This window comes from Sphingopyxis sp. GW247-27LB (assembly GCF_002277025.1).
Taxonomy (GTDB): Bacteria; Pseudomonadota; Alphaproteobacteria; order Sphingomonadales; family Sphingomonadaceae; genus Sphingopyxis.
This window is the reverse complement of the sequence record NZ_NIWD01000009.1, coordinates 310,650-325,477: the sequence shown is the minus strand read 5'-3', so window position 1 is coordinate 325,477 and position 14,828 is coordinate 310,650. Positions and strand designations below refer to the sequence as shown.

Below are 14,828 nucleotides of genomic sequence, written 5' to 3'. Positions count from 1 at the left end.
ATCTTGCGCTGCGCGCGCCTCCGGTCGGGCTACGCCCGCCCTCCGCCGCACGCAGCGCAAGGCGACCCTCAACTAACCGGCATCATATCCGAAAAGGGGGTCCCTCTTCGACGCCGATAGGGGGTCCCTTTTGAACGCCGTTTGACAGCCGCGGCCATCAGCTGCGGCATCGAGGCCTTTTCCAGCCACTCACGGACGAGTCGCTTCGGACGCGAGCCGAGCGAACGGCGCCCGACCTGGCCCGAGCGCATGATCTGCACGAAGTTGCGCAGCATGCGGCCATTGTCGATCACGCGGCCGAAGACACGCACCGCCAGATCGGGATCGGCGACGGTCAGATAGGCGGCGAGCAATGCCGGCATATCCTTCATAGCGCCCGACTTGCGAGCGTAGACCGCCGCCTTGGCGACGAAATCGGGCGAGACTGCCTGCGCGGCCTCCAGAACGTCGGCAAGCTGGGCGCCAGCCCCCGAATAGAAGCTGTCCGACAGCGTGCCCGTCGCGGCAAGCTGCGCGAGCTTCGCCTCGGCGCCATAGGCATAGGCCGCACCGCCGGCGTTGTTCACCGCGTCGGCCCGCGGCAGAAAGCGCGCGAGGGCGCTCGAGAAAAGCGACTTGTTGGCCATCGTCCAACTCCAAGATCTTGGAACCTTGGGGCGGCCGGCCCATTCCGGCCGCCCTCTGTTCCGCTCTGCCGGGTGACGTGACCCCGACGCAGATAGCTTTGCAGAAGGCGTGCCAAATGGGCTCAGCCAATCGGTTTGACAGACATCTAATTGATATAAATGAATAATAAATTCAGAAGAAGAACGGGTACTCTCTTCGCATGCTAGAGATTTAGAGATAATGATATCGCTAGTTATATTTCTGTATAAAATGTCCCTATGAAACCGCTCACCGTCATCGGCTTCCTTGGCTCGACGCTCGACGCTGCCAAGTTCGGCCCCTCCCGTTGGAACAAGTGGCGTCCGACGGTCAGTATCTGCATGCAGGAAGATCTGCGGGTCGATCGCTTCATACTGCTGCACGGCACCTACCACCGCCGTCTCGCCGAATATGTCGCTGATGATATCCGCGACGTGTCCCCTGAGACCGAAGTGGCTCCGCATCTGCTCGACTTCGACGATCCGTGGGACTTCGAAGAGGTTTATGGGAAGCTCCTCGACTTCGCGCGAAGCTTTCCGTTCGATCCCGACAATCAGGACTATCTGATCCACATCACGACGGGTACGCACGTTGCGCAGATCTGCCTCTTCCTGCTGACCGAAGCGCGATACCTGCCTGGGAAGCTGCTCCAAACGCAGCCGCAGCGCGGTGCGCCGCAGCCGGTGGGGACGTGGAGCGCCATCGATCTCGACCTGTCGCGGTACGACAGCATCGCGACGCGCTTTGCCGAGGCGAGCGCGGAAAGCGCAAGCTTCCTCAAAAATGGCATCGAGACCCGCAACGCCGCCTTCAACCGTATGATCGACGAGATTGAGCAAGTCGCGGTGCGCAGCCGTGCGCCGATCCTCCTCATGGGTCCGACCGGCGCGGGGAAAAGCCAGCTCGCGCGCAAAATCTATGAGCTCAAAAAGCTCAGACACCAGATTGGCGGCGCCTTCGTCGAGGTCAACTGTGCGACCCTCAAGGGCGACAGCGCGATGTCCGCACTGTTCGGACATCGCAAAGGCGCTTTCACTGGCGCGGTCCAGGACCGGCCGGGCCTGCTCAAGACAGCCGACAAAGGGGTGCTCTTCCTCGACGAGATCGGCGAGCTCGGCCTCGACGAACAGGCGATGATCCTGCGGGCGATCGAAGACGGACGTTTCCTTCCGGTAGGCGCCGACAAGGAAACGGCCAGCGACTTCCAGCTCATCGCCGGCACCAATCGCGATCTCGTGGACGAAGTTGCGGCAGGCCGGTTTCGCGAGGACCTGTTTGCCCGTCTTAACCTCTGGACATTCAGCCTTCCGGGGCTTGCCGAGCGCCGAGAGGATATCGCCCCCAACCTCGACTATGAGCTCGAGCGCTTTGCCGAGCGCGAAGGCATGCGCGTGACGTTCAACAAGGAAGCGCGGGATCGCTATCTGCGCTTCGCCGAAGATCCTGGATCTCGCTGGCGCGGTAATTTCCGTGATCTCGCTGCCAGCATCACGCGCATGGCAACGCTTAGCCCCGCGGGACGCATCGATATCGACACCGTGGCTTTTGAGTCGGCGCGGCTTCGTTCGCTCTGGTCGGGCGACAAGCATGCTGGCGATGCGCTCGATGGCCTATTGTCGGCAGATCGACTCTCGCAAATCGATCCGTTCGACCGCGTCCAACTCGCTTATGTCGTCGGGGTCTGCCGAGGCTGCGGCAGCCTGTCGGCGGCGGGGCGGCAATTATTCTCCGCCTCGCGGGAGCAGCGAAGGTCGACGAACGACGCGGATCGACTGCGCAAATACCTTGCCCGCTTCGATCTCGATTGGATCAGCGTTACGGGCGAGTAGACGCTTGGTGCGCTAACCGAAAAGGTGATCAATGGGGCATCTCCCGATGCAACCTGGAAGATCCGCTATCCGAATCTTCACCCGCAAAGCGGATGAGGTGGATGGCTCCCGCTCACGGCATCCAGGTGCCAAGATGGGTTGCTGTCATGCAAACCCGAGCAGAGGAGCCATCCACCATGGAGATTACCACGATCGGCCTCGATCTGGCCAAGAATGTTTTTCAGGTTCACGCANAAAGCGGATGAGGTGGATGGCTCCCGCTCACGGCATCCAGGTGCCAAGATGGGTTGCTGTCATGCAAACCCGAGCAGAGGAGCCATCCACCATGGAGATTACCACGATCGGCCTCGATCTGGCCAAGAATGTTTTTCAGGTTCACGCAGTTGATGCGGCGGGCGATGTCGTTGTGCGAAAGACGCTTCGCCGTGCTCAGCTTCTGCCCTTCTTTGCGAAGACGGGGCCGTGCCTTGTCGGCATCGAGGCCTGCGGGACGTCGCACCATTGGGCGCGCGAACTGACCGCACTTGGGCACGAGGTGCGGCTGATGCCGCCTGCCTATGTGAAGCCATATGTGAAGCGCGGGAAGAACGATGCCGTGGATGCGGAAGCAATCTGTGAAGCGGTCACGCGGCCGACGATGCGCTATGTCGCGGTGAAGTCGCGCGAGCAGCAGGCGGCGCTGACGCTGCATCGTAGTCGCAGCCTGCTCGTCGGGCAGCGGACGCAGTTGATAAACATGATCCGAAGCCTGCTCGCCGAGTTTGGGATCGTGATCCCGGAAGGGCGGGATCGCGCGCTGATCATGGCACGGCAGATCGTCGACAGCGAGCGCGCACCGGAGGTGCCAGACGATGCAGCGATGATCGTAGCGATGCTCTCGCAGCAAGCACTCGATATCCATGCGCGGCTTCACGCGATCGAACTTCGGCTGGCAGCGCTCCAGCGCAGCGATGAGGTCGCGCAGCGCCTCTCGACGATCCCTGGTATCGGCCCGGTCGGCGCAACGGCTTTGGCGGCGTCGGTAAGCGATCCCCACCAGTTCCGTTCGGGCCGGCAGTTCGCCGCCTGGCTCGGGCTCACGCCGCTACAAAAGTCGAGCGGCGGGAAGGAGCGGCTAGGGCGGATCAGCAAGATGGGAGACAAGTATCTGCGCCGGCTGCTGGTCATCGGCGCGACCTCATTGGTCCGCCGCGCGAAATACAAACCTGAGACGGCAGACCCGCGGCTCGTTGCCCTGCTGGCCCGCAAGCCCGTGAGGGTCGCGACGGTCGCCATGGCGAATAAGATGGCCAGGATCGCCTGGGCGCTCATGACGCGCGGGCAAGTTTATCAGGCCCATCACGCCCCGATGCTGAAAGGATAATAGAAGGAGCTTGGCTGAGGAGATCAGCCTTACGATGTTGTAAGCGCGATGCGATGTGATGGCGATACCGGTCAGACCGGGAACCGGGACAACCCATGGACAGTCAAAGGCGTCATAGCCTGATAAGCCGATCGGGACCGGGTTCGCGGACTCCATCAGGGCCAGCAGTCCCTACCGACTGCATCAACAGGCCGGACAGACGACTGCAACCGACCAAAACGCCGAACGTCAATTTATGCTTGCAACGCGGGAGCCATCCACAGAGAGCCTGATAAGCCGATCGGGACCGGGTTCGCGGACTCCATCAGGGCCAGCAGTCCCTACCGACTGCATCAACAGGCCGGACAGACGACTGCAACCGACCAAAACGCCGAACGTCAATTTATGCTTGCAACGCGGGAGCCATCCACAGAAGACTGTCAGCACACGGCCACAACTGAATGTAAACTGTCGACCAGGGCGGCCTATAGGCCATCACCATGTTCACCATAAAGAGGGGCGATGGTGATCGACTGGCGAAGACTTTCGGACCGCGGACCGGGTGGCAACTTGGTAGGATAGTCCACCGTTTGCGGTGCGCGGGATTGGGTGTTGGCGGCTCCAGGTGCCGACGTGAAGTTTCAGTTGCTGGACATATCTCGGGGCGACCGCGCTCGGCGAGGTCTCCGTTTCGCTGGCGGGAGTAGCGAAATCGTTTGCGGTTTCAAATGCTCCGTGACCATCGGCACCTTTGCCACCGCATCTCGCAAATGTGCGAGGCGTGTGGCCTTGGAATAGCGGCCGCCGGTTTCCGAGCTGATCTTGTGGCCAACAAGGTCCGCACGCACCTCTTGATCAACCATATTGGCTTTGAGCTCGTCGGTCAGCGTGTGGCGGAATGAATGCATGGCCTGTCCGCGCTCGATGAATGGTAGGCGCGATGCTATTTTGCCCCAGTGTAGCTTGTAAAAGGCATCACCCAGCGTTCCTTTGCCACTCTCGGCGGTCAGCTCGGGAAAAAGCAATGTCTCCCCGGCATCGCGCATTGACCCGACGTAGTCCGGAAGGCCCAGCCGCACGAGCTCGTCCGCGAAAGGAACCAGTCGATTCGATGTCTTGGTCTTGAGCTTCCGAACCGTGTTGTCGCGGATATTGAAATGCCAGATGTCATCTTCCTGCTCGATATCGGCCAGTTCAAGACCGCAAATTTCCTCACGTCTGAGGCCGGTATACCAAGCGATCAATGGCACAAAGTAACAGGCGTCGTGGACGATTGTCTTGCCCGGCGCGAACCTGCGGCTGATCGACGCGCTCCCCGACCATGGCGCCAAGCCGAACAGCTGTCTGCCCTCTTCGATCGAATAAGTGTCGCGAAGCGTGCGGGGGTCGCGGTCATCGGCAATGATGAAGGCCGAATAATCGAGGCTCGCGATTGTCTGATGACGCGCGAACCAGTCGGTGAGCTGGCGCAGAAAACCCCAATGCCGGTTCGTCGTGCCGATGCCAAGGCCGATTTCTTCCTCCGGAATTTTCTTCGCCTGCACAAGCGCGTCGGTCTGGTCCCCAATCTCCTGGATGGTCATGGTGCGGTGTTTCGGGGACTTTCGGAAACTGGGCCCGTGCAACCGGTTGAAGTGCGCGTTCAGCTTGCCGAGATCGATGTCCGTGACACTGGCGAGGGGCCGTCCCTCCATGATTTGCTCGAGCAGGAGCGCCGGCAGCTTGAACTGCTCGCGGGTTTTCTCGGTCCAACTCGGTCCCTTCTTGCGCGCGTTGCCGTCAAGACCGCCGGTGCGCGGATTGGCCTCGATAAAGGCAGCTGCGGCTTCGGACGGTGACATTGTGCGCCACGGAGACGGGGATCCGTCGGTAGCGTCGACAAGGGCCGCGGCGGCAGGAGGCGGTGGCGCCGACAAGATCGGCGCCGGTGCAGGCGCGACATAGGGCACGGGCGGAGCCATTACGGCGGGCGGATAGGCGGCACCGGGATTGGCGACGATCTCGCGATATTCCTTGATCGCCCGAACGCCGGCCTGGTGGATGATACGTTTGGCCATCTGGAGATTGAGCGGCGACAGCGGGATTTGCAGGTCGCTGAGATGGAGCGGCGCCAAGGCATTCGCATCTTCGCCGGCGAGCGCGCCGACATAATCTTCCCAGGTCAGAATCTCGATCGGCGGCTCTTCGCCTGTTTCGGGATCGTCGGGCGGGATGCGGATCACGAGCAGCGGGCCAGTCTCGCCGTTGCGGGCAAGGTCGCCGCTGACAGCTTCACTCAAGTCGAGGTGGGTTTCGAGCGCTTCTTCCGGAAGCTGGTCGCCAAGATCGGCGAGTTGCAATTGCGCGTGTGCGGCTTCGAGGCGGTCCCGCTCGCGTAGCATCTGGCGCCGGAAAATCTCGGCGCGCTGGTCGGCGGTCAGACCATCCCGGCTTATTGTCTGCATCATGCTCATGCGTAGCGCCTCGCTCCTCACAACCAGCGCTGGCGTCATGATGCGCGCGCGTGTATGATTTGTCGTCCGAAGCGACATGCGTATCCGGAAAGGCTTATCGTCGCCTAAACGAATGATACGGCGGAAATAATAAGTGCCATCCTTGCGGATGCTGTTTTGGATGCGCGTCATTGGCCGTGGCCCCCTTAGAAATACCCCGGCGTGGCGACGCCGGAGAGGATGAGGGCAGAAACCGTTTTATTTCAGTTAGTTGCTTGGACACTAGGTGAGTATCCTGCCGCCCCAGCCAGCCGGTGCTCCCATGACGCTTCGGGATACGAGCTCTGCCTCAAAGCCGCTGAAACCATGTTCGGCTCGCGGATGGGCAAGCCGGGATGGCCCGGTCACACGACCCGCCCCGCTCATTGAGCGGCCGCCGAATCCTCAGCATCGGCAAGTGCCGGAAGCCGTCCCCGAGTCGGCATGGGCCGGCAAGGGCGAGGCGGCTGTCATGGCGCCGGCATAGCGGGACGGCGCGAGCCGCGCGATCAGCACCGCCACGATCGCCGCGCAGCCGAGATGAAGCAGCCAGCCGGCGACGAAGCCGCCGGTCCGATCGTGCAGCGCCGCCACGATCCACGGCGCCAGCGCCGCGATCATGAAGCCGCCGCCTTGCATCGATGCCGACAAGGTGCCCGCTTCGACCGGATCGGGCAGATGGTCGAGCGCGACGATCATCATCAGCGCGAAGCAGCCGCCGAGCCCGGCGCCGAGCAGCGAGGCGAGCGCGAGCGGCGCGACTTGCGGGGCGAACGCCAGACCGGCGAAGCCGATGGCCTGCATCGCGAGAGTCAGCCCCAGCCAGCCGCGGCGGTCGTCGCGCCCGCGCGCGGCGATCGGCAGCAGCAGCGCCGCGGCCGCCTGGCCGATCGCCAGCACGGCGAGCAGGCTGCCGCTCGCGGCGGCGCTGTGGCCCTGCTCCTGATAATAGGGCGCTAGCCACGCGACCGCCGACGCATAGCCGCCGTTCACCAGCCCGAAGCAGGCCATCAGCATCCAGCTGCGCGGGCGGCGCAGCAGCGCGGCCATGGTGCCGCGCGCGCTGTGTGATGCGTCGTCGCGCGGCAGACGGAGCGCCAGCGCCAGCGCGGCGACCGCCGGCGCGGCGAGCATGGCGAGGCCGGTGCGCCAGCTTCCCGACGCCTCAGCTAGGATCGGCGTCGCCTGGGCGCCGAGCGCGCCGCCGCCCATCAGCATCGCCGAATAGAGCCCCATGACGATCGCCACCCGCCCAGGGAAATCGCGCTTGATGACGCCGGGAAGCACCGCCTGGACGATCGCCGCGCCCAGCCCGCAGAGCAGCGCGGTGCCGAGCAGAAGCCCGCCGCTCGCGGCGAACAGGCGCAGGAGCGAACCCGCGGCGAGCAGCGCCAGCGCCAGCACGACCAGCCGGCGCGGCGCGACCATGCGCTGAAGCGGCGGGCCGGCAAAGGCGCCGACGCCCATCAGCAGCATCGGCAGCAGCGTGAGCAGCGCCATGCCCTGAAGGCCCAGTCCCGTCGCCGCGTCGATCGCGCCGGCGAGCGGCCCGACGCCGGTCAGAAAGGGCCGGAGGTTGAGGCCGATCAGCGCGATGGCCGCGAGCGGCAGCAGCCGCGCGCGCGCCGTTTTCATGATCGATCCGCCCGCTGCCCCCGCTGCCAGTCGGCATAAAGATCGGGGTCGGCCCGGGCCGCCGCCGGAACGTGGCGGATCGCCATCGATTGTTCGGCAAAGGGTTTTGCGAGGTCGGCGTAAACGGCGGCGGTCGACAGGCCGTAGGGTGCGCCATCCTCGTTCGAATAGGCGTAGGCGACCGCGCCAACGCCGGAAAGGCGCATCGCCGCCATGCACATCGGACAGGGGTGGCCGCTCGCGAAGATCTTGCAGCCGCTGAGGTCGGGCGAGCCCAGCGCGCGGCTCGCGGCGCGAAGCGCCGACAGCTCGGCATGGGCGGTCGGATCGCCGCTGGCGAGTATCTCGTTGACCCCGGTCGCCACGACCACCCCATCCTTGACGACCACCGCGCCGAAGGGCCGCCCGCCGCGTTGGGCATTGGCGCGCGCGAGGGCGATCGCGTCGCGGAGGAAGCCTTCGGTTGCATCGGTCATAGCGGGTTCCTCCATCGTCAGCGTTTCGCCCTTTCTCGGTGCGTCAATCCCGAGATCGTCGCTCCGGCAGCTCAGATAAGGTTTCGCTGAATCATTCTCAAACGCAATGTTTGAATATATAATATCCATGTTTATAATGATGCGATGCTCGATCCGCGCCTTCTTCGCGCTTTTGTCGCCATCATCGATACCGGCAGCTTCACGCTTGCCGCCGATCGGCTGCACAGCACCCAGTCGACGATCAGCCAGCAGCTGGCCCGGCTCGAACAGGCGATCGGCCAGGCGCTCGTCGATCGGGCGGCAAGGCCGGTTCGCGCCACGGCGTCGGGGGACCGCCTGCTCGGCTATGCCCGCCGCATATTGGCCTTGCAGCAGGAAGCGGAGACGCTGCTGTCCGACCGCGCCGGCACGGCGGCGATCCGCATCGGCGTCCCCGACGATATCCTGACCTTGCCGATGGGCGAACTCTTCGCGCGCTTTGCCGAGGCGCATCGCGAGGTGCGCCTCGACGTCACGACGGGGCTCAGCCGCGATCTCGAGCGGCGGTTTCGTGCGGGGGAATTCGATATCGTCGTGGTCAAGGAGGTGACGGCGAGCGCCGACAGTCGCGCGAGCTTTCCCGAGGCGATCGGCTGGTTCGAAAGCGCGCGCCGCGCCCGCCCTTGGAGCGAACCCGTGCCGCTCGTGACCTTTCCGCCCGGCGGCCTGTATCGCGAGGCGATGTTCGACCGGATCGAGCGTGAGCGGCGCCACTGGTACGTCGCGTTCACCGCGACCAGCCTTGCCAGCATCCTGACCGCGGTCGAGGCCGGCCTTGGCCTTTCGCTGCTGCCCAGGGGGGCCGTGGATCGGGACGGCATCCGTCCTTATGCCGGCTTTGGGGAAGAGGCGCCGCTGGTCGTTTCGGCCTATTCCTGGGAAAGCTCCGGCCTGATCGGCTGGCTTCTCGACCATATCGGTTCGGTGCTCAGCGATCGTCACGCGGCGCACCGCGCCCGCTTGGGCGTCTGACCGGATACGAAGGGGGAGGGAAGGGCGCTCCGGCCTTCGGAACAGGCCGATTCTCCAGCGGCAAAAAATTTTGCCTGGAGAAGAAGGAAATCCCGCGCCCGCGCCTCTTGGGGGTGCAAAACAGGAAAATGCGGGGAGGAGAGACGAGGTCACGACGACGAGCGTGAATGTCGAGCGGTGGCGCCGCAGGGCCGCGTGGGTGACGGAGCATGTCATTCCCCACGAGCGGGCCGTGCGCGCCTGGCTCGCGCGCCATGCGTCGCAGGAGGATGTCGACGACGTGATTCAGGAAAGCTATTCGCGGTGCGCCGCGCTGGAAAGCGTCGATCATATCGATCGCCCCGACGCCTATTTCTTCTCGATCGCGCGCAACCTCCTCGTCCAGCGCCTGCGCCGCGCCCGGATCGTGCCGATCGAGGCCTTTGCCGAGATCGACGCCTATCAGGACGATCTGCGCCCTTCGCCCGAGCGCGAAGCCGGCGGCCGCATCGACTATGGCCGCATGCTGGCGCTGATCGACAGCTTGCCGGAGCGCCGCCGCCGCATCGTGCGGATGCGAAAGATCGAAGGGCTTTCGCAGCGCGAGATCGCCGAGCGGCTCGGCGTGAGCGAAAGCATCGTCGAGAACGAGATCTTCCGCGGCGTGCAGGCCGTCCAGCGCGCCTGGCGCGACGGTGAGGCCGAGGCCGAGGCGCGCATGAACGATGACCGGGAGCAGCGGACATGACGCGGCGCCGCCCCAGCGACATCGATATCGAGGCCGCGCGCCATGTCGCGCGGATGGACCGCGACGACTGGTCCGACGCGCAGGAGCGGGAACTGCGGGACTGGCTCGCGCGCGACCCGCGCCATTCCGGCGCGCTGCTGCGCGCGCAGGCGGCGTGGATGACGTTCGATCCGCCGCGTCCGGCGCAGGCCGGGCAGTTCGACACGCCGGAACGGCGCAAATGGCCCAGTCGCCGGAACCTGCTCGCGGGCGGCGGGGCCGCCATCGCCGCCTCTTTCGCGGGCGCGTTAATGCTCGGCGGCGGAACGAGCTATGCGACCTCGGTGGGCGAAATCCGGCGCGTGCCGCTCGCTGACGGCTCGATCGCCGCGATCAACACCGCCAGCACCATCGAGGTGAAGCTGGACGACGCGGCGCGCCATGTGCGGGTCGAACAGGGCGAAGCCTGGTTCCAGGTCGCCAAGGACAAACAGCGCCCCTTCGTCGTCGCGGCGGGCCGCGCCCGCGTTCGCGCGGTCGGCACCGCCTTTTCGGTGCGCCGGCGCGCGGGCGGCGCCGACGTGCTCGTCACCGAAGGCGAGGTCGAGGTCTGGGCCGACGGTGCCGAGGGGCATCGCGTCCGTCTCAGGGCCGGCGCGCGCGGCTTTATCGCCGACGATGCGGCGATCGTTCAGCAGCCGGCCGCGCCATCGGCGATCGACCGCGCGCTCGCGTGGCGCAGCGGCAAGGTCGATCTCGCCGGCGACCGCCTCGACAGCGCGGTCGCCGAATTCAATCGCTACAATCAGCGGCGGCTCGCCATCGCCGATCCCGCCATCGCGGGCGAGCGGCTCGACGGCGTGTTCCGCACCGACGATCCCGAAGGCTTTGCGCAGGCGGTTCGCATCACCCTCGGCGTTCCTGTCGATCTGTCCGATCCGGCGCAAATCCGCATCGGCAGTCCGGCGCGCTAAAAACTTTCCGTCAAACCGAAGGAAAATCGCGGTTCGGGACTCTTGAAAGGTCGAAGGCGCCCAAAAGGAGCGCCCGGCATGGGAGGGAAACATGGGGATGGGAATCGGCCGCAGCGCCTTCATGGCCACGACCGCGATCGTCTGCGCCGCGACCGCGACGCCGGCCTTTGCACAGGTCAAGAGCTTCGACGTTCCGGCGCAGTCGGCGACCACCGGCATCGCCGAACTGGGGCGGCAGGCCGACATCCAGATCGTCGCCGCGCGCAAGGATACCGAGGGCAAGCAGGTCAACGCCGTCCGCGGCGACATGACGGCCGAACAGGCGCTCGCGGCGCTACTGAAAGGCACCGGCCTGACCGCCCGCCGCACCGGGGCGCAGACCTGGTCGGTCGTCCGCACCGCCGAACCGCAGGCCGCGGCCGACGACGGCTACGCCGCCAACGAAATTGTCGTCACCGCGCAAAAACGGGTGGAATCGGTACAGGACGTGCCGATCGCGGTCACCGCGCTGTCGCAGAAGACGCTGGAAGAGCAGAAGATCGAGGGCGGCCCCGACATCATGCGCGCGGTGCCGAACCTGACGTTCAGCAAGTCGAACTTCACGGGTTACAACCTCTCGATCCGCGGCGTCGGTACCAAGGCGGTCTCCGCGACCAGCGATCCCGGCGTTGCCGTTTCCTTCAACAACAGTGGCCTGATCCACAACCGCTTCTTCGAACAGGAATTTTTCGACATGGAGCGCGTCGAGGTGCTGCGCGGGCCGCAGGGGACGCTCTATGGCCGCAACGCGACCGGCGGCGTCGTCAACCTGATCACCGCCAAGCCCGATTTCGGCGGGTTCGAAGGGAATATCAAGGGCGAGGTCGGCAACTACAACAGCCGCCGCCTGCTCGCCATGCTCAACGTGCCGCTGGTCGAAGATGTGCTGGCCGTCCGCGTCGCGGGGTCGATGACCCAGCGCAGCGGCTATGACTATAATGCGACGACCAAGAATCACATCAACGGCCGCGATCTCTGGTCGCTCCGCACGACGGTCGCCTTCGAACCGGCACCGTGGTTCCGCGCCAATCTGATCTGGGAACGCTTCAACGAGAACGACAATCGCTCGCGCACCGGCAAGCAGCTTTGCCACCGCGACGACGGGCCGACCCATGTCGGGGGGGTGGACCTCGCCGATGGGGCGAATATCTATGGCAGCGTCGAAATCCGACGCGCGCTGTTCGGGCAGGGATGCAAGCCCGGAAGCCTTTACGACGACGGCGCGTTCGACACGCCGAACGGGCTATCCTACAGCTTCATTCTGGGTGCGGTTGCGCTGAAGGATGCCGGACAGGGTATCGGTATCGATCCGGTCACCGGCAATTTGGTGGGCGTCATCCAACCCGTCGATCCTTACGGCGGTCTCAAACAATCGCGTGACCTGCGCACCATCGATTCCATCCGCGATCCGCGATATCGGGCGAAGGCGGACCTTCTCCAGTTCAACCTCGATATGGATATCACCCCGGCCCTGACATTTACGTCCCAGACGGCCTTCAATTCCGACCGGGTCTATTCGTTCCAAGACTATAATCGCTTCAAAAGTCTGCCGGTTTTCACCGACACGACGCCGCTTCTTCAAGGTGGGGTCCTGAATCCTCCGCCCAGTCCCTACCATGATCTGATTCCGGGCGGCATTTTCTGCGATCCGCAGATCGGTTGTACCGACACAATTGCGGGTTTTGACATCAGCCAGTCCAAGTCGAAGCAGTTCAACCAGGAGTTCCGGCTGCAATCGTCGTTCGACGGTCCGTTCAACTTCAGCGCCGGTGTCAATTACACGCGGTTCAAAACGCTGACCGACTATTATGTGATGTTCAACGTGCTGACCGCCACGGCGTGGGGTGCGGGATTTTATCCTCCGTTCGGCCAGGATTGGGATCCCAACGTGTGCCAGGGGTCGAATACGCTGAATGGGGGAAACACCGGAAGCGCATTGCCGGTCCCCGCGAGCGATCCGCAAGCGATGTGCCCCTATGTCGATCCCAATCCGGTCGAGAGTATCGACGGCAACGGACATAATTATTTCCGTTCCAAAAACCCGTACAAGCTCAAATCCACGGCGCTGTTCGGCGAAGCCTATTATAATATCCGCGACGACCTGAAACTGACGGCGGGTTTTCGCTACACCGAGGATCGCAAGACCTTCACCCCCGTGCCGTCGCAAGTTCTGCTGGCACGCTCTTTGATCGGCGGCGGCAACGTCTCGGCCGGATATCCCGAAGATCCGCCGATCAAGCAGAAGTGGGGCGAGTGGACGGGGCGCATCGGCCTCGACTGGAAGCCCGAGCTGGGCTTTACCGACGACACGATGCTCTATGCCTTCTACTCAAGAGGGTATAAGGGCGGCGGTGCCAATCCGCCCAGCCCGGACTTCGCGACCAAGGAAGAGTGGCTCGCCAACGCCATCGCCGATGGCGTCCTACAATCCACGCTCGACTTCATCGAATTGTTCAACCAGCTACCGGTGCTCTCTCTGACCGGCGTGGAATATGGCCCCACATTCGAGCCCGAATTCGTCGATGCCTTTGAAATCGGTTCCAAAAATATCCTGCTTAACGGGGCGCTGACCTTCAACGCCACCGCCTTCTATTATGACTATAAGGATTATCAGGTCTCGCAGATCAGGGACCGGACGGCGGTGAACGAGAATTTCGACGCCAAGGTCTGGGGACTCGAATTCGAGACGGTGTTCGCACCGACGCGCAATCTTCGGCTCAACGCCAATATCGGCTATCTGCGCACGAAGATCGGGAAGGGCGAAACCTCGATCGACATCATGAACCGCACCCAGGGTAATCCCGACTATACGCTGGTACGGCCCTGGATGCAGCTACCGTCTAATTGCGTCCTCCCGACTCATGTCGCGGCGGATTGGGCGGCGCGCCCGAATAACGGCATCGCGCAATTTTACGGCATGTGTGGCGGCGTCCGTGGGCTGATCGGCGGCTATATCGGCTCGAACATCCCCGACTCCGCCTTTGGCGGTGCGCAATATGATCCCGCCAATTATCCCGAACTCAACGGCGGAGCGGGTCTGCGCGCGGACCTCAGCGGCAACGAACTGCCCAATTCGCCGCGCTGGACCGCCAATTTCGGCGCTCAATATACGGTCGACTTCGATCAGGACTGGAGCGCCACGATCCGTGGCGACGCCTATTGGCAGGCAAAGAGCTGGGCACGCGTCTACAATCTCGCGCCCTATGACCGGCTGCGCGACTGGACCAACTTCAACCTGTCGCTCCGCATCGATGGTCCCGAGGATCTGACGTTCGAAGCCTATGTGAAGAATGTCTTCAACTCGACCCCGCTCACCGACGCCTTCCTGAACTCTGACGACACGGGCCTGACGACCAACGTCTTCACCCTCGATCCGCGGATCATCGGGTTCAGCATCGCGAAGAAGTTCTAGCTCCTCTCCACAGGGCAGCCTCGGGCCGATGCCTGCTACCCAGGCAGGCATCGGCCCGTTCTTTTTTGAAAGAAGCGGCAGAGCGGATTCGAGAAGGCCCGTCGAGGAGAGGGGTCGTATATTTATCGCGATCCCCTCCCCTGGGGATAACTGGTCGCTATCCCGTCCTTCCAGGCACGGGGTAGCGGCCTTCTTGCGCGTGGGGCGCGAGGCCGGGTTACAATGACGAAGGGGAGCCTCGGTCGAAGGCATCCCACGTCGACAATTTTTGAAAAGTCCTTGTTTTCC

General features: G+C 63.9%; 10 protein-coding genes. 6 read left to right on the top strand and 4 right to left on the bottom strand.

From position 1 onward, the window contains the following. Positions 1–68: 68 nt before the first annotated feature. Complete coding sequence (locus tag CD928_RS13940) at positions 69–626, bottom strand: hypothetical protein (protein ID WP_255247174.1); 558 nt, start codon at positions 624–626, stop codon at positions 69–71. 258 nt (positions 627–884) lie between these two features. Between CD928_RS13940 and rtcR the strand changes: the two genes are divergently transcribed. Both rtcR and CD928_RS13930 read left to right on the top strand, forming a co-directional pair. Further along, complete coding sequence (gene rtcR / locus CD928_RS13935; protein WP_095387701.1) at positions 885–2,474, top strand: RNA repair transcriptional activator RtcR; 1,590 nt, start codon at positions 885–887, stop codon at positions 2,472–2,474. 325 nt (positions 2,475–2,799) lie between these two features. Continuing rightward, positions 2,800–3,837 (top strand): IS110 family transposase, encoded by a 1,038-nt coding sequence (locus CD928_RS13930; protein ID WP_095387700.1) that lies wholly within the window; start codon positions 2,800–2,802, stop codon positions 3,835–3,837. A 620-nt stretch (positions 3,838–4,457) separates the two neighbouring features. On the opposite strand, the gene CD928_RS13925 is transcribed toward CD928_RS13930, so the two are convergent. From CD928_RS13925 to CD928_RS13915, 3 genes are all read right to left on the bottom strand, one after another. After that, on the bottom strand, positions 4,458–6,440 hold the full coding sequence (locus tag CD928_RS13925) for a site-specific integrase (protein WP_095387699.1): 1,983 nt from the start codon (positions 6,438–6,440) through the stop codon (positions 4,458–4,460). Positions 6,441–6,692: 252 nt separating this feature from the next. Then, on the bottom strand, positions 6,693–7,922 hold the full coding sequence (locus tag CD928_RS13920) for a cyanate transporter (RefSeq protein ID WP_095387698.1): 1,230 nt from the start codon (positions 7,920–7,922) through the stop codon (positions 6,693–6,695). Then, positions 7,919–8,398: a nucleoside deaminase gene (locus tag CD928_RS13915; RefSeq protein ID WP_095387697.1), complete on the bottom strand. Its 480-nt coding sequence runs from the start codon at positions 8,396–8,398 to the stop codon at positions 7,919–7,921. The genes CD928_RS13920 and CD928_RS13915 overlap by 4 nt, the downstream gene beginning before the upstream one ends. A 144-nt stretch (positions 8,399–8,542) precedes the next feature. On the opposite strand from CD928_RS13915, the gene CD928_RS13910 reads away from it, so the two are divergent. The 4 genes from CD928_RS13910 (at position 8,543) to CD928_RS13895 (ending at position 14,540) form a co-directional block, all read left to right on the top strand. After that, positions 8,543–9,409 (top strand): LysR family transcriptional regulator, encoded by an 867-nt coding sequence (locus CD928_RS13910; RefSeq protein WP_095387696.1) that lies wholly within the window; start codon positions 8,543–8,545, stop codon positions 9,407–9,409. A 199-nt stretch (positions 9,410–9,608) separates the two neighbouring features. Next, positions 9,609–10,136 (top strand): RNA polymerase sigma factor, encoded by a 528-nt coding sequence (locus CD928_RS13905; protein WP_255247173.1) that lies wholly within the window; start codon positions 9,609–9,611, stop codon positions 10,134–10,136. Further along, the gene (locus CD928_RS13900) at positions 10,133–11,089 is read left to right on the top strand and encodes a FecR domain-containing protein (RefSeq protein ID WP_095387695.1); all 957 of its coding nucleotides are present in this window, start codon (positions 10,133–10,135) and stop codon (positions 11,087–11,089) included. The genes CD928_RS13905 and CD928_RS13900 overlap by 4 nt, the downstream gene beginning before the upstream one ends. Before the next feature lie 91 nt (positions 11,090–11,180). After that, complete coding sequence (locus CD928_RS13895; RefSeq protein ID WP_255247172.1) at positions 11,181–14,540, top strand: TonB-dependent receptor; 3,360 nt, start codon at positions 11,181–11,183, stop codon at positions 14,538–14,540. The last annotated feature ends 288 nt before the right edge of the window (positions 14,541–14,828 follow it).

Coding starts and splice junctions, on each gene's coding strand:
- CD928_RS13915 (WP_095387697.1), bottom strand. CDS start 8,398: ATGACCGATGCAACCGAAGGCTTCCTCCGCGACGCGATCGCCCTCGCG.
- CD928_RS13940 (WP_255247174.1), bottom strand. CDS start 626: ATGGCCAACAAGTCGCTTTTCTCGAGCGCCCTCGCGCGCTTTCTGCCG.
- CD928_RS13920 (WP_095387698.1), bottom strand. CDS start 7,922: ATGAAAACGGCGCGCGCGCGGCTGCTGCCGCTCGCGGCCATCGCGCTG.
- CD928_RS13925 (WP_095387699.1), bottom strand. CDS start 6,440: ATGACGCGCATCCAAAACAGCATCCGCAAGGATGGCACTTATTATTTC.
- CD928_RS13930 (WP_095387700.1), top strand. CDS start 2,800: ATGGAGATTACCACGATCGGCCTCGATCTGGCCAAGAATGTTTTTCAG.
- CD928_RS13895 (WP_255247172.1), top strand. CDS start 11,181: ATGGGGATGGGAATCGGCCGCAGCGCCTTCATGGCCACGACCGCGATC.
- CD928_RS13900 (WP_095387695.1), top strand. CDS start 10,133: ATGACGCGGCGCCGCCCCAGCGACATCGATATCGAGGCCGCGCGCCAT.
- CD928_RS13910 (WP_095387696.1), top strand. CDS start 8,543: ATGCTCGATCCGCGCCTTCTTCGCGCTTTTGTCGCCATCATCGATACC.
- rtcR (WP_095387701.1), top strand. CDS start 885: ATGAAACCGCTCACCGTCATCGGCTTCCTTGGCTCGACGCTCGACGCT.